This window comes from Mesorhizobium newzealandense (genome assembly GCF_042682145.1).
Lineage (GTDB): Bacteria > Pseudomonadota > Alphaproteobacteria > Rhizobiales > Rhizobiaceae > Mesorhizobium > Mesorhizobium newzealandense.
Map to the genome: position 1 here is coordinate 12,112 of NZ_JBHUGZ010000029.1, position 23,064 is coordinate 35,175.

The 23,064-nt window shown below is 62.7% G+C and carries 26 protein-coding genes; 15 read left to right on the forward strand and 11 right to left on the reverse strand.

Features of this window, described 5'->3' with window-relative positions; translation table 11 throughout:
* Positions 1–3 precede the first annotated feature (3 nt).
* Positions 4–711 carry a phosphate signaling complex protein PhoU gene (gene phoU, locus ACFSOZ_RS33345; RefSeq protein WP_056587420.1) on the forward strand — a complete coding sequence of 236 codons (708 nt, stop codon included), beginning with the start codon at positions 4–6 and terminating at the stop codon, positions 709–711.
* A gap of 19 nt (positions 712–730) precedes the next feature.
* Positions 731–1,420, forward strand: coding sequence for a phosphate regulon transcriptional regulator PhoB (gene phoB / locus ACFSOZ_RS33350; protein WP_010911896.1), 690 nt, complete (start codon positions 731–733; stop codon positions 1,418–1,420).
* 12 nt (positions 1,421–1,432) lie between these two features.
* Here phoB and ACFSOZ_RS33355 read toward each other — a convergent pair whose 3' ends face one another.
* Positions 1,433–2,680, reverse strand: coding sequence for an ROK family protein (locus ACFSOZ_RS33355; RefSeq protein ID WP_379105229.1), 1,248 nt, complete (start codon positions 2,678–2,680; stop codon positions 1,433–1,435).
* Positions 2,681–3,026: 346 nt separating this feature from the next.
* Between ACFSOZ_RS33355 and xylF the strand changes: the two genes are divergently transcribed.
* The 4 genes from xylF (at position 3,027) to ACFSOZ_RS33375 (ending at position 8,220) form a co-directional block, all read left to right on the forward strand.
* Positions 3,027–4,067 carry a D-xylose ABC transporter substrate-binding protein gene (xylF, locus tag ACFSOZ_RS33360; protein ID WP_379105231.1) on the forward strand — a complete coding sequence of 347 codons (1,041 nt, stop codon included), beginning with the start codon at positions 3,027–3,029 and terminating at the stop codon, positions 4,065–4,067.
* 145 nt (positions 4,068–4,212) lie between these two features.
* Entirely contained in the window at positions 4,213–5,565 is a 1,353-nt protein-coding gene (locus tag ACFSOZ_RS33365; protein WP_379105233.1) for a sugar ABC transporter permease, read from the forward strand.
* Between the two features lie 11 nt (positions 5,566–5,576).
* Entirely contained in the window at positions 5,577–6,377 is an 801-nt protein-coding gene (locus tag ACFSOZ_RS33370) for an ATP-binding cassette domain-containing protein (protein ID WP_013529276.1), read from the forward strand.
* A gap of 220 nt (positions 6,378–6,597) precedes the next feature.
* Positions 6,598–8,220, forward strand: a complete 1,623-nt coding sequence (locus ACFSOZ_RS33375) for a CHASE domain-containing protein (protein ID WP_379105235.1) — start codon at positions 6,598–6,600, stop codon at positions 8,218–8,220.
* 159 nt (positions 8,221–8,379) lie between these two features.
* Here ACFSOZ_RS33375 and ACFSOZ_RS33380 read toward each other — a convergent pair whose 3' ends face one another.
* From ACFSOZ_RS33380 to ACFSOZ_RS33405, 6 genes are all read right to left on the reverse strand, one after another.
* Positions 8,380–8,625, reverse strand: coding sequence for a YMGG-like glycine zipper-containing protein (locus ACFSOZ_RS33380; protein WP_111544405.1), 246 nt, complete (start codon positions 8,623–8,625; stop codon positions 8,380–8,382).
* An 85-nt stretch (positions 8,626–8,710) separates the two neighbouring features.
* Positions 8,711–9,037 carry a hypothetical protein gene (locus tag ACFSOZ_RS33385; RefSeq protein WP_379105237.1) on the reverse strand — a complete coding sequence of 109 codons (327 nt, stop codon included), beginning with the start codon at positions 9,035–9,037 and terminating at the stop codon, positions 8,711–8,713.
* A gap of 129 nt (positions 9,038–9,166) precedes the next feature.
* Positions 9,167–9,346, reverse strand: a complete 180-nt coding sequence (locus ACFSOZ_RS33390; RefSeq protein ID WP_379105487.1) for a hypothetical protein — start codon at positions 9,344–9,346, stop codon at positions 9,167–9,169.
* 139 nt (positions 9,347–9,485) lie between these two features.
* A complete protein-coding gene (locus ACFSOZ_RS33395; RefSeq protein ID WP_379105239.1) occupies positions 9,486–10,517 on the reverse strand; it encodes a sensor histidine kinase in 1,032 nt (343 codons plus the stop codon).
* 185 nt (positions 10,518–10,702) lie between these two features.
* Positions 10,703–10,867, reverse strand: a complete 165-nt coding sequence (locus ACFSOZ_RS33400) for a DUF1328 domain-containing protein (protein ID WP_027031438.1) — start codon at positions 10,865–10,867, stop codon at positions 10,703–10,705.
* 203 nt (positions 10,868–11,070) lie between these two features.
* The gene (locus ACFSOZ_RS33405; RefSeq protein ID WP_379105241.1) at positions 11,071–11,865 is read right to left on the reverse strand and encodes a response regulator; all 795 of its coding nucleotides are present in this window, start codon (positions 11,863–11,865) and stop codon (positions 11,071–11,073) included.
* 223 nt (positions 11,866–12,088) lie between these two features.
* On the opposite strand from ACFSOZ_RS33405, the gene ACFSOZ_RS33410 reads away from it, so the two are divergent.
* Positions 12,089–12,292 (forward strand): NepR family anti-sigma factor, encoded by a 204-nt coding sequence (locus ACFSOZ_RS33410; RefSeq protein WP_379105243.1) that lies wholly within the window; start codon positions 12,089–12,091, stop codon positions 12,290–12,292.
* 2 nt (positions 12,293–12,294) lie between these two features.
* On the forward strand, positions 12,295–12,846 hold the full coding sequence (locus tag ACFSOZ_RS33415; RefSeq protein ID WP_379105245.1) for a sigma-70 family RNA polymerase sigma factor: 552 nt from the start codon (positions 12,295–12,297) through the stop codon (positions 12,844–12,846).
* A 35-nt stretch (positions 12,847–12,881) separates the two neighbouring features.
* On the opposite strand, the gene ACFSOZ_RS33420 is transcribed toward ACFSOZ_RS33415, so the two are convergent.
* On the reverse strand, positions 12,882–13,199 hold the full coding sequence (locus tag ACFSOZ_RS33420) for a response regulator (RefSeq protein WP_379105479.1): 318 nt from the start codon (positions 13,197–13,199) through the stop codon (positions 12,882–12,884).
* 211 nt (positions 13,200–13,410) lie between these two features.
* On the opposite strand from ACFSOZ_RS33420, the gene ACFSOZ_RS33425 reads away from it, so the two are divergent.
* From ACFSOZ_RS33425 to ACFSOZ_RS33435, 3 genes are all read left to right on the forward strand, one after another.
* The gene (locus ACFSOZ_RS33425; RefSeq protein ID WP_379105247.1) at positions 13,411–14,172 is read left to right on the forward strand and encodes a Crp/Fnr family transcriptional regulator; all 762 of its coding nucleotides are present in this window, start codon (positions 13,411–13,413) and stop codon (positions 14,170–14,172) included.
* 131 nt (positions 14,173–14,303) lie between these two features.
* A complete protein-coding gene (locus tag ACFSOZ_RS33430) occupies positions 14,304–14,630 on the forward strand; it encodes an ElaB/YgaM/YqjD family protein (RefSeq protein WP_379105249.1) in 327 nt (108 codons plus the stop codon).
* 11 nt (positions 14,631–14,641) lie between these two features.
* Positions 14,642–15,100, forward strand: coding sequence for a hypothetical protein (locus tag ACFSOZ_RS33435; protein ID WP_379105251.1), 459 nt, complete (start codon positions 14,642–14,644; stop codon positions 15,098–15,100).
* Positions 15,101–15,176: 76 nt separating this feature from the next.
* Here ACFSOZ_RS33435 and ACFSOZ_RS33440 read toward each other — a convergent pair whose 3' ends face one another.
* Entirely contained in the window at positions 15,177–16,709 is a 1,533-nt protein-coding gene (locus tag ACFSOZ_RS33440) for a sensor histidine kinase (protein WP_379105253.1), read from the reverse strand.
* Positions 16,710–16,864: 155 nt separating this feature from the next.
* Here ACFSOZ_RS33440 and ACFSOZ_RS33445 point away from each other — a divergent pair, with 155 nt between their 5' ends.
* Positions 16,865–17,038, forward strand: coding sequence for a hypothetical protein (locus ACFSOZ_RS33445; RefSeq protein WP_379105255.1), 174 nt, complete (start codon positions 16,865–16,867; stop codon positions 17,036–17,038).
* A 29-nt stretch (positions 17,039–17,067) separates the two neighbouring features.
* Here the strand turns inward: ACFSOZ_RS33445 and ACFSOZ_RS33450 are convergent, their stop codons facing one another.
* The gene (locus ACFSOZ_RS33450; protein ID WP_379105257.1) at positions 17,068–17,988 is read right to left on the reverse strand and encodes a diacylglycerol/lipid kinase family protein; all 921 of its coding nucleotides are present in this window, start codon (positions 17,986–17,988) and stop codon (positions 17,068–17,070) included.
* A gap of 301 nt (positions 17,989–18,289) precedes the next feature.
* Between ACFSOZ_RS33450 and ACFSOZ_RS33455 the strand changes: the two genes are divergently transcribed.
* Complete coding sequence (locus ACFSOZ_RS33455; RefSeq protein ID WP_379105259.1) at positions 18,290–19,621, forward strand: PRC-barrel domain-containing protein; 1,332 nt, start codon at positions 18,290–18,292, stop codon at positions 19,619–19,621.
* A gap of 84 nt (positions 19,622–19,705) precedes the next feature.
* Here ACFSOZ_RS33455 and ACFSOZ_RS33460 read toward each other — a convergent pair whose 3' ends face one another.
* On the reverse strand, positions 19,706–21,277 hold the full coding sequence (locus tag ACFSOZ_RS33460; protein WP_379105260.1) for an alkaline phosphatase family protein: 1,572 nt from the start codon (positions 21,275–21,277) through the stop codon (positions 19,706–19,708).
* Between the two features lie 227 nt (positions 21,278–21,504).
* On the opposite strand from ACFSOZ_RS33460, the gene ACFSOZ_RS33465 reads away from it, so the two are divergent.
* Both ACFSOZ_RS33465 and ACFSOZ_RS33470 read left to right on the forward strand, forming a co-directional pair.
* The gene (locus tag ACFSOZ_RS33465; protein ID WP_379105262.1) at positions 21,505–22,437 is read left to right on the forward strand and encodes a VOC family protein; all 933 of its coding nucleotides are present in this window, start codon (positions 21,505–21,507) and stop codon (positions 22,435–22,437) included.
* A 4-nt stretch (positions 22,438–22,441) separates the two neighbouring features.
* Positions 22,442–23,062 (forward strand): alpha/beta hydrolase, encoded by a 621-nt coding sequence (locus ACFSOZ_RS33470; protein ID WP_379105264.1) that lies wholly within the window; start codon positions 22,442–22,444, stop codon positions 23,060–23,062.
* Positions 23,063–23,064 lie beyond the last annotated feature (2 nt).

The following is a 23,064-nucleotide window of genomic DNA, read 5'->3' on the forward strand; positions in this document are numbered from 1 at the left end:
ATCATGGGCGAACACACAGTCGCTTCTTTCGACGAGGATCTCGGACAGATCAGCAGGCTCATCAGTGACATGGGCGATCTCGCCGGCTCGATGGTCGGTGGTGCCACCAAGGCGCTGCTGAATTCCGACAACGCGCTGGCACAGCGCGTTGTTTCAGACGACGCGATCATGGACGCGCGCCAGCGCGAGCTCGATGACCGCGCCATCACGCTGATCGCCAAGCGGCAGCCGATGGCCGACGATCTGCGCCATGTCGTCGGTTCGATCCGCATGGCCGGCGATCTCGAACGCATCGGCGACCTTGCCAAGAACATCGCAAAGCGCGTCGGCACCGTCGGCCTCAGCGTCACACCGCGCGACCTGTCGCACTCCATCGATGGAATGGCGCAGCTGGTGCTGATCCAGGTGCAGGGCGTCATCGAGGAGTATGCGGCGCGCGACGCCGCGGCGCTGGCGAAACTGCGCGCCGACGACGAGCGCATCGACGTCAAATACACCTCCGTGTTCCGCGAACTGCTGACCTACATGATGGAAGACCCGCGCAACATCACCGCCTGCACGCATCTTCTGTTCTGCGCCAAGAACCTCGAGCGGATCGGCGATCACGTCACCAACATCGCCGAGAATGCGTATTATGTTTTGACCGGTACGCAGTTGCCCGCCAATCGTCCGAAGCAGGACGAGACGGCAATGTCCGCGCCGGCGGCATGACGACAGGGGTGACCAGTCGATGATCGCGCCACGCATCATGGTGGTGGAGGACGAGGAGCCGCTAGGCGTGCTGCTCCGCTACAATCTGGAGTCCGAGGGTTACCAGGTCGAGGTGGTGACGCGCGGTGATGAGGCCGAGATCCGGTTGCAGGAGAACGTCCCCGACCTTCTGGTGCTCGACTGGATGGTGCCGGCGGTTTCCGGCATCGAACTCTGCCGCCGGCTAAGGATGCGTCCCGAGACCGAGCGGCTGCCGATCATCATGCTGACCGCGCGCGGCGAGGAAAGCGATCGTGTGCGCGGCCTTTCGACCGGCGCCGACGATTATCTGGTCAAGCCGTTCTCGACACCGGAGTTCATGGCCAGGGTCAAGGCGCTGCTGCGCCGCGCCAAGCCGGAAGTGCTGTCCAGTGTGCTCAAGGTCGGCGACATCGTGCTCGATCGTGAATCGCACCGGGTCTATCGCAAGAAGAGCGAGATCAGGCTCGGCCCGACCGAGTTTCGCCTGCTCGAGTTCATGATGCGCCATCCCGGCCGCGTGTTCTCGCGCAGCCAACTGCTCGACAATGTCTGGGGCGAGACGATCTACATCGACGAGCGCACGGTCGACGTGCATGTCGGCCGGTTGCGCAAGGCGGTCAACAATGGCCGCATGCCCGATGTCATCCGCACCATCCGCGGTGCCGGATACGCGATCAGGGAAGATTGACTCCCGTTTGATTCACGCCACGTTCTTGCCAACGAGGCCGGATCTTGTCTGCGCGCCAGGTGCGAAAATCTCCTGGTCGACGAAAGTCAGCGCGCGCATGGCGCAGCCTTCGCGGATCAATGGCAGTTCGTTCGGCTCGGTGTCGAAGGATATCGATTTCGAGTGCTGGCCGCCGGCGGTCTGGGCAATCGCCTCGCGCAATGCCGGCTCGATCAGGTCGAAGGCCGCGGCGCTGACACCGACCATGGCGACCGGCGCCGGATCGATCAGCGCGAACAGGCTGCCGAGACCGTAGCCGAGCGCTTCGCCGGCCTTGCGGTAGGCCTCGCGCTCGGGTCCATCCCTTTCGCGAGCCGCAGTTGCCAGAGCGCGCATGTCAGCGTCACTGACATCGGCGACGGGTTCTGCGTCCTCACTCATCTGCCTTGCGTTGCGCCAGATGGCGTAGTTGCCGGCATAGGCCTCGACGCAGCCGCGCCGTCCGCAGCGGCACAGCGCGCCGTTCGGCCGATGGATCATATGGCCGAACTCGCCGCCCGAGGAATGGGTGCCGGTGAACAGTTCGCCCTTCAGCACCAGGCCCATGCCGATGCCGTGCGACAAAAGGATGGCGATGAAGTCGTCGCGGTAGCGCTGGGGATCGCGCCAGCGCAGCGCCACCGCCATCATGTTGCAGTCGTTCTCCATGGTGGCGGGGATGCCGAACTCGTCCTCGAGTATGTCGGCGAAGGCGATATCTGTGTGCGGCGTGATCGGCGACCACAACATGGCGCGGGCACGCGTGTCGGTGATGCCCTGGATCGCCAGCGCGATGCGGGCGACATTGCGGACGTCGAGATCGGGGTCTTCGAGGCGGCGCCGCACGATGGCGACGCATTCGCCGACCAGCGCGTCGCGCGACATCGTCAGCGTATCGAGCCGGCGCTGTTCCTCGGCGATCACCTGGCCGGCATAGTCGATGACGGCGACGGAGAGGAAGTTCAGCGACAGCACTACGGTCATCACCGCCGCCGCTTCCGGATTGAGGCTGAGGCCGACCTGCGGTCTGCCGCGTTTGAGCGAGCCGGCCTCGCTCGGCTTGCTCTCGGCCAGGATGCCTTCGCCGATCAGGTCGGAGGAGATCGCCGATATGGTCGAGTGGCTGAGGCCAGTGGTCGCGGCGATCTCGGTGCGTGACGGCTGTCCGGCGCGACGCACGGCCGCAATCACCATCGCCCGGTTGCGACGGCGCAGATCGTCGTGGCGGATTCCGACCGACATGTTTTTTCACATCCTCCCGGTCGCTGCAGCCTTTCGTGCCCCCCGAAGGCTGTCAGCGAAGCCTGAAGCGCGACGCACCTCAGGCGTTGTTTCCGCTCACGTCGCCCAAACCGCTGCGCACTTTTGGGCGACATGCGCTGACCAAATTCTGGCAGAAGCCTGCCATCCTGTCATTATTTATTCCGGGGCTCGAAAAAAATTCAGAGAGACATCAAAATCCATCAGAATCGATGTTGACAGCGTTCGGCCGTTGGACCAGTATTTTTTCGAGGCTCGAAAAAATAGAGCTTCTGTGCCGGCCTACGGGTCAGTTTGGTCGCGCCATACGCGGCGCAGGGAGGATAATATGAAAAGATTCACAGCCGCCATCCTGGCGGGTGTCGCCATGTCGCTGACGCTCGTGTCGGTCGCGCAGGCGAAGGACAAGGTCATCGGCGTTTCGTGGTCCAACTTCCAGGAAGAGCGCTGGAAGACCGACGAGGCCGCCATGAAGACGGCGATCGAGGCCGCCGGCGACAAGTACATCTCCGCAGACGCGCAGTCCAATCCCGGCAAGCAGCTGACCGATGTCGAGAGCCTGATCTCGCAGGGCGCCAACTCGCTGATCATCCTGGCGCAGGATGCCTCGGCCATCGGCCCGGCGGTGCAGAAGGCGCTGGACGAAGGCATTCCGGTCGTCGGCTATGACCGGCTGATCGAGAACAAGGACGTCTTCTACCTGACCTTCGACAACAAGGAGGTCGGCCGCATGCAGGCCCGCGAAGTGTTCAAGGTCAAGCCGGAAGGCAACTACGTCTTCATCAAGGGCTCGGGTGCCGATCCGAATGCCGACTTCCTGTTCTCGGGCTCGATGGAAGTGCTCAAGGAGGCCATCGACAGCGGCAAGATCAAGAATGTCGGTGAGGCCTATACGGACGGTTGGCTGCCCGCCAACGCCCAGAAGAACATGGAGCAGTTCCTCACCGCCAACGACAACAAGGTCGACGCGGTGGTCGCGGCCAATGACGGCACCGCCGGCGGCGTCGTCGCGGCGCTGACGGCGCAAGGCCTGGCCGGCACCGTGCCAGTCTCTGGCCAGGACGGCGACCACGCCGCGCTGAACCGCATCGCGCTCGGCACGCAGACCGTGTCGGTGTGGAAGGACGCGCGCGAACTCGGCAAGAATGCCGCCGAAATCGCCTCGCAGCTGGCCGACGGCAAGAAGACGGGCGACATCGCCGGCGCCAAGGACTTCACGACGCCTGGCGGCAACACCGTCAAGTCGCTGTTCCTGACCCCGGTTGCCATCACCAAGGACAATCTCAACGTCGTCATCGACGCTGGCTGGATCAAGAAGGACGAAGTCTGCGCGGGCGTCGCCGCCGGCACCGTCGCGGCCTGCAACTAAAGCTGGCCGAACCTACTCGATATCAACGCCGCGGCCCAAAGGCCGCGGCGTTTTCTCAAAAAGATTTGTGTTTCCGCATCAGGCGGATAGCTTCTAGGCTGGGTTCCGGCATCCGCGTCAGACGGCAAGCCGGTGGGAGGAAATCATGACCGACACGACGTCCAACCCGCAGGTCGACACCGCGCGCGCGTCGGAACTCGGCGTGGTCGCCCGGTTCCTGAAAGCGACCGAGATCGACACCCGCATGCTCGGCATGGTCGGCGCGCTGCTGATCATCTGGATCGGACTGCACGCCATTTCCAGCCTGCGCCTTGGTGTCAATCCGCTCGATTTCGACAGCCGCACCTTCCTCACGCCGCGCAACCTGTGGAACCTGTCGGTGCAGACATCCGCGGTGGCCATCATGGCCTGCGGCATGGTGCTGGTCATCGTCATGCGCAACATCGACCTGTCCGTCGGCTCCGCCGAGGGCCTGGTCGGCATGGTGATGGGCTTTGCGCAAGTGCATTTCCTGGTGCGGTTCGTCGGGCTCGAACTCGGCAATCCGTGGATCTGGGTTCTGGCATTGGTCATCGGCCTGGCGCTCGGCCTGCTGATCGGCGCCTTCCAGGGGTTTGTCATCGCCTATCTCGAAGTGCCCGCCTTCATCGTCACGCTGGGCGGCCTGCTGGTCTGGCGCGGCGCCGCCTGGTGGGTCACCAGCGGCCAGACGGTGGCGCCGCTTGACGCCACTTTCCAGTTGATGGGCGGCGGGCCTGCGGGATCGATCGGCGCGACCTGGAGTTGGGTTGTTGGTATCGTCGCTTGCCTTGCCGTGGTGTTTGCGCTGTTCAACGGGCGCGTGCAGCGCAAGCGTTTTCGGTTCCCGCTGCGGCCGATCTGGGCCGAGACGTTGCTCGGCGCTGTCACCTGCGCGGTCATCATGGGTGCGGTGTGGCTCGCCAATTCCTATCCATGGCCGATCGGCATCGTGAACAGATATGCGGCGGCCAACAACATCACCGTTCCCGAAGGCGGCCTGTTCATCGCCCATGGCATCGCCATACCGGTGCTGATGGCGGTCGCGGTCGGGCTGGTCATGACCTTCATCACCAACCGCACCCGTTTCGGCCGCTATGTCTTTGCCATTGGCGGCAATCCGGAGGCTGCCAACCTTGCCGGCATCAACACGCGCTGGGTCACCATGAAGGTGTTCATGATCATGGGCGTGCTGGCGACGATCGCCGCTGCGATCTCCTCGGCCCGGCAGAATTCATCGACCAACGTGCTTGGAACGCTCGATGAACTGCTGGTCATCGCGGCCGCCGTCATTGGCGGCACGTCGCTCGCCGGCGGGTCGGGAACGATCATCGGCGCCATGCTGGGCGCACTTCTGATGCAGTCGCTGCAGTCCGGCATGGTGCTGCTCGGCGTCGACTCGCCGCTGCAGAGCATCGTCGTCGGCGCCGTGCTGGTCATCGCCGTCTGGCTCGACACTGTCTATCGCAAGCGCGTCTAGGAGGCATGGCCATGACTGACAAGACTGCTCCCGCCGCCACCGCGCTGATCGACATGAGGAACATTTCGATCGCCTTTGGCGGTATCCGCGCCGTTGACGACGCCTCGATCGATCTTTTCCCCGGTGAGGTCGTGGCGCTGCTCGGTCACAACGGCGCCGGCAAGTCGACGCTGATCAAGATCCTGTCCGGCGCCTACAAGCGCGACTCGGGCCAGATCTTTGTCAATGGCGAGGAGGCATCGATCTCCAACCCGCGCGACGCCAAGAAATACGGCATCGAGACGATCTACCAGACGCTGGCGTTGGCCGACAATGTCGATGCCGCCGCCAACCTGTTCCTCGGCCGTGAACTGATGACCGCCTGGGGCACGCTCGACGACGTTGCGATGGAGGCCGAGGCGCGCAAGGTGATGGGCCGGCTCAATCCCCGCTTCCAGCGCTTCAAGGAGCCGGTGATCAAGCTGTCGGGCGGACAGCGGCAATCGGTGGCGATCGCGCGCGCGATCCTGTTCAACGCGCGCATCCTGATCATGGACGAGCCGACGGCGGCTCTTGGTCCGCAGGAAACGGCGCAGGTCGGCGAGCTGGTCAAGCAGCTCAAGTCGGACGGCATCGGCATCTTCCTGATCAGTCACGACATCCACGACGTGTTCGAGCTTGCCGACCGGGTCTGCGTCATGAAGAACGGCCAGGTCGTCGGTACCGCGCGCACCACTGACGTGACGCAGGACGAGGTGCTTGGCATGATCATTCTGGGCAAATGCCCACCCGGCGCCATTCCCGGGCCAGGCGCGCTGAAGATCGCCGCCTAGAGCCTGTTTGCGTATGACCACTTCCGAAAACCGGGACCCACTTTTCGGGATCATGCTCCGGCCTGCCGTCAGGCAGTATCCCCCTGGCCGGACGAACATGCCGGTCGCTGGTTGCCGGTCATGTGATATGCCAGCTGTCATGATGGCTTGGCCTTGCCATTGTGTTGGCACGGCGACTTGCCCATAAAGGTCCGACATTGCCCATGGACCGCATCATACGTTGAAGAAGCTTTTTCCAATCGTCGCGTTCATCGCCGTTGCGCTGATCAGCATGACGATGGCGGGGTTCGCCTATTTCGCGACCCAGGAGGCCGCCCGCATCAAGTTCGAAGCGACAGCCGACGATGCGCTCAACCGGATCGAGAGCCGCATCGACCTGCATCTGTCGCTGCTGCGGTCGACCCAGGCGCTGTTCGATGCGCGCAACGGCGATATCTCCCAGAACGAGTTCAAAGCGTTCTTCAACGCACTCGATGTCGACAACAATTTCGCCGGCTTGCGGGGTATCGGTTTTCTCAGGCTGGCCAAGGCCGGCGACGAGGCGGCGGTCGAACGCGATATGCTGCATGACTGGGGTGTCAGCCACCCGATCTATCCGGATACCACGCAGCCCTGGCGTACCCCCATCGTGCTGTTCGAGCCACTGGACCCGTCCAACCAGACCAGCATCGGCTACGACATGTTCAGCGAACCGGTGCGGCGCGCGGCGATCGAAAAGGCAATGTCGGACGACCAGCAGCACGCCAGCGGGCTGGTGCAACTGGGCCAGAACACGGGTGCCGCGCAGACCTTCACCGGCTTCTTCGTTTTCGTGCGGCTCAATGTCGAAACCGCACCCGATGTCATCAATGCGTCGAGGTCCTCCACGGCCGGCTTTCTCTATGCGGCGTTTCGGGCCCGGGACCTGTTCCAGATAGCGCTCAGCCGCTCGCCGCTGCTGCCGGTCAACACCGAAATCTACGACGGCGCGGTGAGTGGCGACAATCTCTTGTTCCGGTCGGAGACGCCGCCGGCTTCCTCCTTCGGGGACAGGCTGCTGATCACCCGCAAGGTCATGGTGGCCGGCCAGCCGTGGACGGTCCTGTTCCGGCCGACAAGCGCCTTCTCGCAGCCGTCGTCGCGCGCCATTCCGGTGATGCTGGGTCTGCTCGGCCTGCTGCTGGCAGGCGCCATCGCGCTGGTGGCACGCTATCAGGAGCGGGCCTATGAGGCGGCCTCGCGCTTGCACGAAACGACGGAAAAGAGCCTGCTCGAAAAGGACCTGATGCTGCAGGAGATGAAGCATCGCATCAAGAACTCGATCACCAGGGTGCTGGCGATCGCGCGCCAGACGGCTTCGCGCGCCACTGACGTCAACGAGTTTTCCTCATCGTTCTCGGCCAGGCTGCAGGCGATGGCGGCATCCCAGGACATGCTGACGCGCTCGCGCTGGCAGAAGGCCGATCTTGGCGATCTCCTGCGCATCGAACTTGGCCAGGTGTTCGGCAAGGAGCTGCCCGAAGAGCTGTTGTCGGGACCGGAGGTGCTGCTCGACGAAACCACGACGCAAGCGCTCGGCCTGACTTTCCACGAACTGGCGACGAATGCGCTGAAATATGGCGAAGCCGGCAATTCGGTTGGCGCGCTCAAGGTCGACTGGTCGGTCGAAGGGCGCGGGCGCGACATCGTGCTGGCTCTCAACTGGCGGGAAACCGGGCAGAAGAAACTCGAAGCGCCCGCCAAGACCGGATTCGGCACCAAGCTGATCGACCTCAACGTCACGCGCGAATTGCGCGGTACGATCCATCGCGATTACCGCGATGACGGGTTGAATGTGGAGATCAGAATTCCGCTGACGGCCTAGAACCTTGTCTGACGCAATTCCGGACGGAAAACCGTTCCACACTTTTCCTGAGAATTGCTCTAACGGCGACCATCAGGCAAACAAAATTTAGCGTCCAGACATCGAAAATCCGGAGGCCGGCGGACCGGTCTCCGGATCGACATTTCGATTATCGCCGAACTAGTTGCAGCGAGCCGTGTAGATCCGGCCGCGATGATCGCGATACTGGCAATAGCCGTTGCGCAGGTTGCGCACCAGCAGGCCGGACCCGGCACCCACAGCCGCCCCGATCAGCGCACCCTTGCCACCGCCGACCAGGCCGCCGACACCGGCGCCAATCAAGCCGCCGCCAACCACATCCTGCTCGGTGCTGGTACAGCCGCTGAGGGCAGCCACCGCAATCATGGCAATAATCATCTTCCGCATAGAGTCACTCCTCACTTTGTGTCCACACTTTTTGGTAAGCTCCAGCAGCCATTTAGCACGAAATGACGGCCTTTGCTGCTCGAATTTATTGTTGGCTAAGATGGTCTTTTTCTGGGCGAACCGCGTTCGATGCCATCACGACGTTGGAAATTGCCAGGGAAGCGTCGAGCGTGCCATCCGCACGCACGTTCCAGACGATCTGATCATAGTCGTCTTCCAGCGCCGGATCGACGGCAAGGCATTTGGCCACGATGCGCTGGGCCTGCCCCTGCACGTCGCCCATGGCGAACGGCCGTTCGGCGACACACTGGTCGGCGGTCTCGAAAACGCTTACCGGTACCTGGAGTTCACGGCAGTCGGCCATCGTGTTCGAGCAACCGATGACCAGCAGCAACGCAGCGATGTGTTCCATGGCGACATGTCCTCTCGCCATAGTAACGGTCGATGGTCGCCAAAGTTCCTGACCGCCGGGCCGACAGCGAAATAACGTGGCGCGATGGGCAATTCCGGCGCTGGCTTTGGTTGCAGGCGAGGATAGACCTCAGGAGACCAGCTGGAACAGGACCACCGCGACGATCACCGCGGTCAGACCCAGGCCGGCAAGGCGCAGCGAGGTGTGAGAAGCCGGAGGTAGCGGTGGCGCGGACGCCTCAGAGTCCTGAAACCCGCCCATCGAAATGCGAGCGGCCTGCTCCAGTCTGTTCATGTCGGCAACCATCAAGCCATTCCTCCCGCACCAAGCTGCAAGTCCTGCTGCGGCAATGTCCGGCGGCGCGGCAGGTTCCAGCGGTGTCTGGGAAAAACAGCATCCGCTTTTATGGTGAATAGCCGGTTAAGGACGAGCTGGCGAAGGCGCGCGCTCATTCCGTCTCGAAATTGCCGTGCGGAAGGACAAGGCGGTATTCAAGGCGGCCCGGCATTATCTCAAGCGTCGCGGTTCCGTTCATAGAGGCGGGCACGACCCGCTCGAGCGCGACACTGCCGAAGCGCTTCTGGCTGCGCTCGATGTCGCTCGCCGATATCGCTTCGGCCCATGTCAGCGACAGCGCGACACCCTCGCCAGCGGTTTCGAGATCGGCCGTTACTTCGACAAAGCCGCCCGCATGCGAAAGGGCGCCAAAGCTGACCGAATTGACGGCGAGTTCATGCATGGCAAGGCCGATATGCAGTGCGGCGTTGGGATTGAGATAGGGATTTGCTCCGCGGAAGCGCAGGCCGTGCGACGGATCCACCCCGTTGCGACCGACTTGGCCCGACACCAGCTCGCGAAGTGCCGCGCCCCGCCAGTTCGAGGACGTCACCAGATCCTGGGACGAGGCTAGCGATTGCAGCCGGCCGCGAAAGCGGGTCAGGAAATCAGCGATGCCATCGGAATAGCGCCCGGTCTGGGTGGCTATGCTTTGAATGATCGCCAGGAGGTTCTTCGAGCGATGGCTGACTTCGCGCAACAGCGTCGTCAGGGTCTGCTCACGGCGCTTCTGGTCGGTCGTTTCGACCATGGTGGTGACGACACCTTGCACCGTGCCGCCATCGCCATGGTCGGCGTCGACCCACACCTGAAACCAGCGAAAACCGTCTTCGGCGGGAACACTGATTTCAAGGCGTTGCGGATTGCCGGATGCGATGACGTCGCGCTTGGCCGCACCGATGCGGTCGACCTGCGCCGCTGGCAGGATGCCGTTGCCGTCAGCGGTGTCGGAAACCCAGGGCGCACGCATGTTGCGCGCCCATACCGTTTTCATTTCGCGATCCTGATAGAGAACGGAAATGCCGGCATTGTGCAGCGCGTGGAGAAGAGCCCGGCCAAGTTGCATACCGCTTTCGGCAGGATGCAGGGCGATGACTTCATCGCTCTGCACGTCGTCCTTCCTATCTCCGGTTCTGGAACGCATCGGCCAATCTGTCCACCCAACTCAGGCTGAACGGCTCACTGTGAAATGGGTTCCAAAGAGGGCCCGAAAACCGGCCTCCAAAAGCAGTCCGCCGAGCGGCGTCCGTTGAAGGATACCGCCCGGCGGTGGCTGGAAACCGTTTGAGGGGTGCGGCTTCCAGTGTTCGCTCGGGTGATCGCTCGGTCTCACGCCCGTTTGAACAGGCCAGCAAGAAGCGAAATCACCAGGAAAGCGAGAAAGATGAAAAACAATATCTGCGCTATGCCGGCCGACGTGCCGGCGATGCCGCCGAAACCAAGCGCGCCGGCTATGATTGCCACGACGAGAAATACGAGCGCCCAGTAAAGCATGATCCATCTCCTTCGAATGGTGCGATGAAAACGTGGTTAGATGCGGTTTGTTCCACCATTTGCCGAAAAAGACGATGCTTGCAAATCGTTCTGGGCAGGGTGGCGCCGGCAATTCGCTGATGACAGGTCCGGCATGCCAAAAGTCCGCCTGATGCATCGCGTCAGGCGGTCCTTGATGTGGTGTCGTCAGGAAGTGCTGCGGCTTACGCGGCAGCTTTCGCCTGGCGATCGAAGAACAGCGCCTGGCTGATCAGTGCCTTGACCATGTCGGGGTTGAACGGCTTGGTGACCAGGAAGGCCGGCTCGGGGCGTTCGCCGGTCAAGAGACGCTCGGGAAAGGCGGTGATGAAGATCACCGGCACCGATGTCGACGACAGGATCTCGTTCACAGCCTCGATGCCCGAACTGCCGTCGGCAAGCTGGATGTCGGCCAGCACCATCTTCGGCCGCGTCTTGGCGAACATCGTCACCGCCTCGGCATGGGTGCGCGCCGTTCCGACGACGCGATGCCCGAGGCTCTCGACCATTTCTTCTATATCCATGGCGATCAGCGGTTCGTCCTCGATGATCAGTACGTCCGTTGCCACCTGGCGGGATATCTCGTTGCTAGCCTGGGCAAGCAGCTCTGAAAACTCCTGGTCGCCGACATCGAGGATCTCGGCGGCTTCGTCCTCGCTGAAACCTTCGACGGCGACGAGCAGGAAGGCCTGGCGGGGACGCGGCGCAATCGCATTCAGGTTGGCGGCGGCGCGCTGTTCCCATGCCGATTGCGGCTGCTCCTGCGGAACGCGGATGGCGACCGATGTGAACAGCTTGGCGAAAACCTTGTACAGCGCGATGCGCTCGTTCGATGCCTCGGGAAAGATATCGATATCGGCGATGATGGCCTCGAGCATCGCGGCGACCAGCGCGTCGCCACTCTCCTGCGATCCGGAAACGGCCCGCGAGAAGCGGCGCAGGAACGGCAGGTGTGGTGCGATGGTGGCGGATAAGCTCATGGTAGGACGTCTCCCTCAGAATGACGTGATTGCATAGATTGCAGGTCGAGCTGATTGCAAGCCCCGACAAACAACGCGGGTCTTGAGAAAAAGTTCCGGACTTGATGGAACTAATACGCCGGGACGGCGTTTGAAGTCGGGATGGGCAACCAGACGAGGGGGCCGCTTGCGTTGTGTTGAGTAATGTTATGAGCGGCTTGGGCGCTGGGAATACAAGGGCAAAATGAAGGATATGACGAAAGATATTCTGGCTGGCGTCGCGGGCAGGCGCCGGAACGGTTCCGGTGACACACTCGGGCCGAACTCCGAAATCGGACGCAAACTTAAACAATATTACGACGAGCTGGTCTCTGACGATGTGCCGGATCGCTTCGCCCAGTTGCTCAGTCAGCTGGAACAGGCCGAACCCGCACAGAAGAAGGACTGAGCATGGCTGCGGTCTCCCAAGGCTTCAAGACCGATCTGCTTGGGGCAATCCCGAGCTTGCGCGCCTTTGCCGTGTCGCTGACGCAAAATGCCGACAAGGCGGACGACCTCGTCCAGGAAACACTGGTGAAGGCCTGGGACAAGCATGAGAGCTTCCAGCCCGGAACCAATCTCAAGGCGTGGCTTTTCACTATCCTGCGCAATGAATTCTATTCGCAGATGCGCAAGCGTGGGCGTGAGGTGCAGGACAGCGACGGCATCATGACGGCCAGGCTTGCCGTTCATCCGGCCCAGCATGGCCAGCTCGACCTGAAGGATTTTCGCGGCGCTCTCGAACAATTGCCGGAGGATCAGCGCGAAGCCATCATCCTCATCGGTGCGTCGGGCTTCTCCTACGAGGAGGCCGCAGAGATTTGCGGTTGCGCGGTCGGGACGATCAAGAGCCGCGTCAGCCGGGCTCGCACGCGATTGCAGGAGATTCTGAAGATCTCCGGGGAAGACGAGTATGGTCCGGATGCGATTTCGGCCCAGGTAACCGGAACGCCGGCCAACTGACCTGAATCTCAACACACCTTAAGTCGAATCGTGTCTTAATCAGCAGAAGCGCGCCCGCAGGCCGCCGCCACCGCTTGCATGAGGTCATCACCCGAATAGGGCTTGCCGACCAACCTGACGCCGGGAAACGATGCCTTGATTTCATCGGGATCCGAATAGCCCGATGCGAACACGAAAGGGACGCCCGCGGCGCGCAGTCCCGAGGCGAAATCGAGTGTCGAGGCGCCGCCCAGCATGAGGTCGACAATGGCGGCGTCGAAGTGCGTGGCGACCTGCCCGTCGATCTCGGCCAGATCGCGGGCGATCACCACCTCGCCGGCGCCATGGTCACGGCAAAGCTGCTCGACATCCATGGCGATGAGAAATTCATCCTCCAGGACCAGAATCCGCAATCCGTCAAGCAAAGGGGACACAGGCAAAGGCTCCTTGAAACGTACCGAAGTCATGATCGCTATTTGATGAGCTGTCATTTAAAAAAGACATGCGCCCGTCCCGGAACCTCGATCCTCGCAACGCGTTTGACACGCAGCCTTCTGAAGAGCGGGCTTTCGAAGAGGGATCGAAATGTCAGGCCAGAACGGTCGCGCTTTCTCCAGCCGCCAATATCCTTGCGAGAACTGCCCGTTGCGGCCGTTACCGGTTTTCCGCGACTTCGAAAAGCAGGAACTGGCCTTCATCAGCAAATTCAAGAAGGGCGAGCTCGCTGTCGACAAGGGCGCCACGGTCCTGGTGGAGGGAAGCCACAGCGCCCATCTCTACACCGTGCTCTCCGGCTGGGCATTTCGCTACAAGCTGATGCGGGACGGCCGCCGCCAGATCCTCAACTATCTCATGCCCGGTGATCTGATTGGCCTGCAGGGCAGCGTGATGGGTGAGATGCAGCATTCCGTCGAGGCCCTGTCGCCGATGCTGCTGTGCGTTTTCGAACGCGAGTATCTCCACGAACTCTACCGCAACCATCCCGGGCTGGCCTACGACATCACCTGGATCGCATCGCGCGAAGAGCGCATGCTGGACGAGAATCTGCTCAGCCTCGGACGCCGCAGCGCAATCGAGCGTGCCGCCTATCTTATCGCCTTCATAGGCAGCCGGGCCAAGGTCGTCGGGCTGAACGGCAAGCAATCCGTCCAGATCCCGATCACGCAACAGCACCTCGCCGACACGCTCGGCCTGTCGCTGGTCCATACCAACAAGACGATCCGCAAGCTGATGGATCGCAAGCTGATTGTCTGGCGCGACGGCGGTTGCGAAGTCACCGACAATGAAGGGCTCAAGCAACTCGCCGGCTGGGAAGGGCTGGGCGAGGCGCGCCGGCCGCTGATCTGACGAAAGCGACTTTCTGCCAGGGCCGTCGGATCGGGTGCGCGTGCATGCGTTTTCGGCTACTTTGTCCCCGTTCTCGGAACCTTGAGACATGCGGCGCGTTTTGAAATCAAGCAATCACAAGGAGTTAAGCAATGGCAACTGCCGCAGGAAAGACCGCCAGCGAAGGCCGGCCGAATTCAGACCTCGAAGCCGATATCAGGCAGTTGAAGGCCGATATCGACAAGCTTACCAAGCAGTTGGCCAAGACCGGCGAGCATGGTTACGGCACCGCGCGCCGTGCGGCCACCGAAGGGGTCGAGCAGCTGCGTGCGCAGGGCGAAGCAGCCTTTGACAGTCTGCGCGGCAACGCCAAGGACATCGAAGCGCAGATGATGGCAAGCGTGCGTGAAAAGCCGGTGACGTCACTGGCGATCGCTGCCGGCGTCGGCTTCCTCTTCGCGCTCCTCGCGCGTCGCTAGTCGCATACCAGATGGGAATGCTAGCATCCCTGATTTCCGGTCTCGCCTCCGGCGAAACCGTTGCCGCCATGCGCCGCGCGCGCACGGCGGCAATCGTTTATGGGCTCGCCGCAATCGCTGCGCTCTGCGGCCTCGGCTTTCTGGTCGGGGCAGCTTACATCTGGGCTGCGACTCGTTACGGGTCGCAAGTGGCCGCGTTGAGCTTCGGCGCCGGTTTCCTGGTGCTTGCCGGGCTGATCCTGCTGATTTACCAGATATCCGCAGGCGCGCGCGCCCGGCGCCGGGCGCGACGACGCAATGCCGACATGAAAGCTATAGGCATCACCGCCGCCCTTGCCGTGCTGCCGGCGCTGCTCAAGGGAAAAGGCGGTCTCGGCGTCATTCTGGGTCCGGCCGTGGCGCTGGCCGCCTACGCCATCTACCGCGAAAACGTGAAGTCAGACGATTCGGATGAAGACGAGCGGAAATAAGGTCGTCGGTCTCCCGGGTGAATTGGGGGATCCGAAAACCGGCGTCCACTTTTGCTTCGTTGACCTTCATGATCTGTCACTTCGACAGATCTTCCAGCGGCATCGATATCTGGCAAAACACGCCTTCCGGCCGGAACTCATGGGTCACTTCGCTTGAAATGACCTTGGCGAGGCTGCGGCGGATGAGGATCGAGCCGAAGCCGTGTCGCTCCGGGGGAGCGACTTGCGGGCCGCCGCTTTCGCGCCAAGTCAGCACAAGGCGGCGGGCACCCTTCCTGCCTTGCGTCTTCCAGTCGAGATCAACCTTGCCGGACGCCACCGACAGCGAGCCATATTGCAGCGCATTGCTGGCCAGCTCATGCAGGATCAGGCCAAGTCCGACGGCCTGGTCGGGCGACAGCAACAACTCGTCGCCGGAAATCGTCATGCGCGGCTGTTCGGCCGTGTCGAAAGGCCTGACCTCGATCTGGACGAGTTCGCGGATACCGATGCCGCGCCACTCGCGGTCGGACAACAGATTGTGGGCGATGCCCAGGGCCTGAAGCCGGGAGCCGAAAGCTTCGAGGAATTCGCTCGGCTGGCGGGCATGCCGCACGGTCTGCGTCGCCAGCGCCTGGACGGTCGCCAGCGTGTTCTTGACGCGGTGGTTGAGCTCGCGCAGCAGCAGCCGTTGCCGCTCGTCGCCAAGCTTGCGCTCGGTGATGTCGTAGTTGACGCCGAAGATCAGCGTCGGCCTGCCGTCGCCATCGCGCTCGATGACACGGCCGCGCGTGGCGAGCCAGCGCGGTGGATGAAAGTCCTTCACCCGGTATTCGCCGAAATAGTCGTCGCTGCCGGTCAAGGCGTCGCGAAAGCGGGTTTCGGTCTGGTAGACGTCGCGTGGATCGATGGCGGTGAGGATGTCGCGCGCCCGCAGCCGGTTCGAGCGCGGCAGGTTGAACAGCTCCGACAGCAAGGTGTCGCATTCGATGATGTCGGTGCGGATGTCCCATGCCCAGCTGGCGAGCGAAGCCGCATCGAGCGCGATGGCGCGCCGCTTTTCCTCGCGCACGAGTGCTGCCTCGGCGATGGCGCCGCTGCGGGTCGCATCCTTCAAGGTGAACAGGCTGGCGGCGAGGCCGGCGAGCGCCTTCAACTGCTCGATCCTGGCGCGGGACGGAAAGGCATGCGGCTTGCGGTCGAGCACGCACAGCGTGCCGATGCGGGCGCCCGCCACGATCATCGGCGCGCCGGCATAGAAGCGCACATGGTGCCTGCCGGTGACCAGCGGGTTGGCCTTGAAGCGTGGGTCCGTCGTTGCATCCGTCACCACCATCGGCTCGTCGCCGGCGGCAATCGCATGGGCGCAGAAGGAGATGTCGGTCGCGGTTTCGGTCTCGTCCAGACCGACACAGGATTTGAACCACTGCCGCTCGTGGTCGACGAGCGTCACCAAGGCGATGGGCGCGTGCATCGCCGCCGCGGCAAGGCTGCTTATGCGGTCGAAATCCGGATCGGCCGCTGTGTCCAGCACCTCCAGCCCTTGCAGTACGGCCAGCCGGTCCTCGTCCTTGACCGCGCGCGCAACTTCGGCCGGCAGATCCGGCACTGTTTCCGCCTTGCTATTCACCCAAGTCCCCAATGCCCCGTCCCAGCCTTGCCCGCTTCACGGACCTGCCGGCCTGCAACCAGCCGGCTTCCCCGGAACCATCCTAGCGAGGAACCGTTACCCGACCGTGTTTTGCCGAGCGCGTCGGTTGGCGCGAAACGAGACAAGGACCGACCATGGTCAAGATCATTCCTGAAAACGAAGCGCGTCAGGGGCGGTGGGGCTGGCACGGCTTGCGTATCCTGATTGCCGCGCTGCTTCTGGCCTTCGTTGCCTGGGGCATCGCCGAAATCTATGGCGAATTGGCCAAGACGCCGGCGACAGAGCAAGGAAGCGCGCCAAGCGGCTAGATTTTCAACCTTCATCGTCCGCGGTCGCATCAGGCAGCCTTGGCCTCGGCGATGCTGGCCGGCACCAGGACATTCAGCGCGCCGGGCCGGATTTCGATCGTCGTCTCGCGGTCAAGCCTGACCAGTTCACCATCCATGACGGCGCGAAACTTCCTGCTGCCCGAATGGATTTTCAGGACCGTTCTGTCCGCCTGATGGATTTCCACGTGTTCGTTGTCGCGCCACTTGCCGCGCGCCACGTTGAAGAAGAATTTGACCAGTTCGGCGCGCTGTTGCGCCACCGTGACATAGACGCCAAGCACCCCGCCCGCCGGGTTGTCGGCGTAGGGCAGGTGGCCTTCGCCGAACAGGTTGTTGGTGATGCCGATGCCGGTAATGCGGGCCGCCATCTCGGCTTTGCCGATGCTGAGCGTCACGTTCATCGCCGGTGGATTGTTGATCGTCGCCCAGGCCGCCCTGGCCGAGGCGCGGATTTTTCCCAACCGCGAACCGAATTCCATTTTCTGGCGCAGTTGCACCATCTTCGCATGCATGCCGATCGAGAACTGGTGAACGAAGGGCCGGCCGTTGGCGGTGGCTATATCGACCGCGATGATTTCGCCGTCAGCAAAGGATTTCAGCGCGGCATCGAGCGACTGTGGAATGCCCAGCCCGCGTGCGAAAAGGTTCATAGTGCCGGCCGGCAATATGGCAAGCGCCTTCCTGGTGCCCATCAGCCGAGCGGCCGCCGCAGAAATGGTTCCGTCGCCACCGCCGGCCAGCACGACGTCAACGGAGCGGCGCGATGCAGCGCCGTCGAGCGTCTCCACCACGTCCTTGCCGTCAACTATATCAATGCTGAGGGAGTGGCCTGCCGTCTCCAAGGTCTGACGCATCTTGTCGGAGAAAACGGCAAGGTCCGTGTTGCGCAAGGTGCCGCCGTCCCGGTTCAGCACCGCTGCAAATTTCATGCCCGGCTCCGTCATTCAATCGCAATTCGGCCGGGACAGGCCCAGCCAGAGGCTGAAACGTTACGAAGCGGGAAAGGTTCCGTTTCGGGAGCAGCGAAATTCACCGGCGCATTCTACAGCCGCCTCGTATCCGCTTCCTGGTTTTCACCTTCCTGGTTTTCACCGCGGACGCGCGATTTTTTTGTCGGAACAACAGCATGGTCACGACGTTGTGAAGCTGTAGCAGATGCCGCGTCCGATCCCGAAGCGAGGGTTCAACAGGGCGTGGCGTGCACGAAATCACGCACGAGGAGAGACTGACATGATCCGCAACCTCTTAGCCACGACTGCACTCGCAACGCTGGTCGCGACCGGGGCTTACGCGCAGAGTGCGACAACCCCGGCGCCAGCGCAGACCCCTGCCGTCCAGGAGCCAGCCGCCACTCCGGTGCCGAGCGCCGAAGGCAGCATCGTCACCAACATCATCGGCGAATCCGTCTACAACGGCACCGGCGATGACGCCGAGGACATCGGCAAGGTCAGCGATGTCGTCTTCGACAAGGAAGGCCAGGCCAAATCCGTCGTCATCGGCGTCGGTGGTTTTCTGGGTGTCGGAGCCAAGAATGTCGCTTTCGACTATGGCAAGCTGGAATGGGCCGAGAAGAACGGTGACCGCTGGCTGGTCGCCCAGACGACCAAGGACGATCTGACGGCGCAACCGGAGTTCGACAGCAAACCCTATGCGCCAGCTCCTGCGCCTGCTGCATCGACCGATGCAACGGCGCCGACGGCGCCGGCGACGACGGATACCGCGCAGACGCCTGTCGATTTGAATGCCGCTCCGGCTGAGGCGGTGAAGCGTGCCGACGGCAATCTCGCCACCAACATCATCGGCGAAACCGTCTACAACGGCACCGGTGATGACGCGCAGAACATCGGTAGCGTCAACGACATCGTTTTGACGAAGGAGGGCAAGGCCGAGTCGCTGATCATCGGCGTCGGTGGCTTCCTTGGTCTTGGCGCCAAGAATGTCGCCTATGAGTTCGACAAGGCCCAGTGGGCCGAGAAGAACGGCGCCCGCTGGCTCGTAGCCCAGACCACCAAGGAAGAGCTGCAGGCACAGCCGGACTTCAACCGCAAGGCCTATGACCCGGTACCCGCGACGACGGCGTCCAATGAGCCGGCGGCAACGGCGCCGGCCGCTGCACCGTCCGAAACCACGGCTCCTGCTGTCGCTCCGGCGGACAAGACGGCGGAGGCTACGACACCCGATGCCACGGCTCCGGATCAAACTCAGACGGCAGCTATCGACAAGTCGACACTGACCGAGATGCCGGTTGGCGAAATCCGAGGCGATGACCTGAAGGGCACGACCGTCTACGGCGCCAATGACGTCAAGGTCGGCGAGATTGGCGACGTCGTGCTGGCGCCCGACAGCAAGCCCGATGCGGTGATCGTCGATGTCGGCGGCTTCCTCGGCATAGGCGAGAAGGAAGTCGCGGTCGGCATGGATAATCTCAAATTCATGACCGACAAGGACGGCAAGAAGTACCTGTACACGACCTTCACCAAGGAACAGCTCGAGGCGCAAACCACCTACGACAAGGGCAGCTATGCCGAGAAGCGCGACCAGCAGCGTCTGATCGTGCAGTAGGGCAGTAGGGCTGTAGGGCTGTAGGGCTGTAGGGCTGTAGGGCTGTAGGGCTGTAGGGCTGTAGGGTTGCGGCCGTCGGCGTACCTACTGCTCTACTCCTTGTCCCCTGCTGACAAAGCCTACGACGCCATGCTCGGTCAGTTCGGCCAATGCCAGCGACTGGTCGAGATGTTCGGCTCGCCAGGCAAGCAGTCTTTCGGCGAACTCCAGCCGCACGGCCTGATGGGCGGGATCAGCGGCGAGGCTGTTCAGTTCGCCGGGATCGCTTTCCAGGTCGAACAGCAGTGGCGGCAGGCCGCCGCCGAAATGCACATACTTGAATTTTTCCGTGCGGATGACGGCGAGGTTGCACTGGCGTGAGGCGACGCCGAAATGCCGTTCGGCCTCGCCTCCGGCAATCGAGCGGAAGTCGAATTCCCAATGCGCGGCATCGCGCCAGTCTGCCGGCTGCTCGCCTTTGATGAACGGTTTCAGCGAATGCCCGTCGAGGTGCCGAGCGGCATCTCGGCCAAGCAGGTCGAGAAGCGTCGGCAAAATATCCACCGCTTCGGTGAAATGATCGACGCTACCGGCCGCCTTGCCGTGGCGCGGGTCGCGGATGATCAGTGGAATGTGGTAGCTGCCGTCGAAGTAGCCGCCCTTGCCCAGCATGAAATGGTCGCCCATCATCTCGGCGTGGTCGGAGGTCAGCACGATGATGGTGTCGTCCCAGGCGCCTGCGGCCTTGACCGCGTGCCAGATGCGGCCGAGTTGCGCGTCGACCTCGGAGATCATGCCGTAATAGATCGCGCGGATGCGGCGAAAGTCGTCATCGCTCCAATCATGCACCTTGCCGCTGGAGCCAGGACGGAACTTGGTCTGCTTCTGCTGGCCGAGATCATAGGCGAGATAGGGATGGCTCTCTGCCTCGGCCTGCCAGCTCGCAGCACGGCGGAAGGCGGCACCGTCGGCTGGATCATACAGCGTGTTGTATGGCTCCGGCACGATGAAGGGTGGGTGCGGGCTGATGAAGGAAAGATGAGCGAACCACGGCGTGGCCTGCTCCTGCTCACCGAGCCAGCGCGTGAATTCGCCGGCCAGGAAGGCCGCCGGGGTTTCGTCCTTCGAGTAGACGGGCGGTGCGTTGCTGACGGCGGCCTCAGCCTTGCCGCATTCGTTCGCCGGGCGATGGATGTCGGGAGATCCGGCGTTGGCATCGATGCCCCGCTGCTTCAGCCAGGACAGCCACTGCTTCTGATGCTCGGGCAGCAATTGGCGCACCGTGAATCCCGGCAGCACGCCCTCATAGCTTTGCAGCCGTGGGTCGCCCGGCGCCAGCGGGCGCGGGTCGAGCGACACGTCGGTGGAGCCGAACAGCGTCGGATCGTAGCCGAGGCTGCGGGCATGCAGCGCGATGTTGCCGTGACGGGCGTCGAGCGGTGTGCCGTTACGGCAAACGCGGTTGTTCATCTGGTAGAGGCCGGTGTAGAGGCAGGCGCGGGCCGGTGAGCAAGGTGCTGCGCCACCGTAGTGCCGCCTGAACAGCACGCCTTCGGCGGCCAGCGCGTCGGCATTCGGCGTCTTCACCACCGGATGGCCGGCGGCCGACAGGCAATCACCGCGCCATTGGTCGCATGTGATCAGCAGAATGTTCGGGCGCCTGGCTTTTCCTGTCACTCGCGATACCCTTGTCCCTGCATGGTTGAACGCCGATCATGGAACCGAATTCCGGCGATGGCGCAAGCCTGGCATGTTTGTCAATTGGTGAACAAACTTCTTTCGGTTGTTCACTTTTACAGCACAGTCCATTCTGTGTTTGCCGCCTTTGCCGCAAGCGGTCGCATCCTCATATTGGCGTGGACAGCGGCAAGGGCCGCACCAGCACCAAGGGAAGGAGCAAGACAATGCTCGACCAGATCAAGGGCCTGCATCACGTCACCTCGATGGCCAGGGATGCCCGGCAGAACAATGATTTCTTCACCAGGAAACTCGGTCAGCGCCGGGTCAAGAAGACAGTCAATTTCGACGCACCTGACGTCTATCATCTCTACTATGGCGATGAGGCGGGTACGGCCGGTTCCGTGATGACCTATTTTCCGTTTCCCGACATCGGCAAGGGTCGTCATGGCGTCGGCGAAGTCGGCACCACGGTCTATTCGGTGCCGGAAGGCACGCTCGCCTATTGGGAAAAGCGTTTCGCCGATGAGGGCGTCACCGGCCTGTCGCGCGAAGAGACCTTCGGCGAGAAGCGCCTGGCCTTTGCCGGCCCCGATGGCGACGGTTTCGCGCTGGTTGAGGACAAGGCCGACAGCAGAGTGCCTTGGGCCAAGGGCGGCGTTCCCCCTGATGAGGCGATCCGCGGCTTTCATTCCGTGTCACTGCGGCTGAAGGATGGCGGCGCCACCGCAGAGCTGCTGAAGTTCATGGGCTACGAGGAAATCGAAAAGTCCGGCAACGTCAGGCGATTGGCGATGAAGAACGGCAACGGCGCCGATGTCGTCGACATCGAATCGCTGCCGGCTGCCGCCTTCGCCGATCTCGGCGCCGGCTCCGTCCACCATGTCGCCTTCGCCGTCGAGAACCGCGCCAAGCAGCTCGAAGTGCGCAAGGCGTTGATGGACACCGGCTATGGGGTGACTCCGGTGATCGATCGCGACTACTTCTGGGCGATCTATTTCCGCACGCCGGGCGGCGTGCTGTTCGAGGTCGCCACCAACGAGCCGGGCTTCGACCGCGATGAGGATACCGCTCATCTCGGTGAGGCGCTGAAGCTGCCGACGCAGCACCAGCACCTCAGGCCCTATCTCGAACAGCATCTGCAGAAGCTGGAAGGCTGAGGTCATGAGCAAGGACGCCTACATCCACAAGCTGCTGCCCGGTTCGCCGGGCGGTCCGCTGCTCTTCGTCTTCCATGGCACGGGGGCCGATGAGAACCAGCTTCTTTCGCTGGGGCGCGATCTCGCGCCCCAGGCAACCATCGTCTCGCCGCGCGGCGACGTGTCGGAACAAGGTGCGGCGCGCTTCTTCCGTCGTACCGGCGAGGGCGTCTACGACATGGACGATCTGGCGCGGGCGACGGACAAGATGGCCGGCTTCGTCAAAGCCCATGTCGAAGCGGCACAGCCTTCGGCCGTGTTTGGTCTTGGCTATTCCAACGGCGCCAACATCCTGGCCTCGGTGGTGTTCGCCGCGCCGGCAGTGTTCGATGCCACGGTACTGATGCACCCGCTGATCCCGTTCGAACCGGAAGTGAAAGGCAGCCTCGCCGGCCGACATATTCTCGTGACCGCCGGCAAGCGCGATCCGATCTGCCCGCCGAACCTGACTACGCGGCTCGAAGCCTATTTGCGCGCCGACGGCGCCGATGTCACAGTGGAGTGGCATGATGGCGGGCACGAGGTGCGGCCGAACGAAATAGAGGCGGCGCGGCTTTTCTTTGCCGGTGCCACCCAGGGAGTATAGCG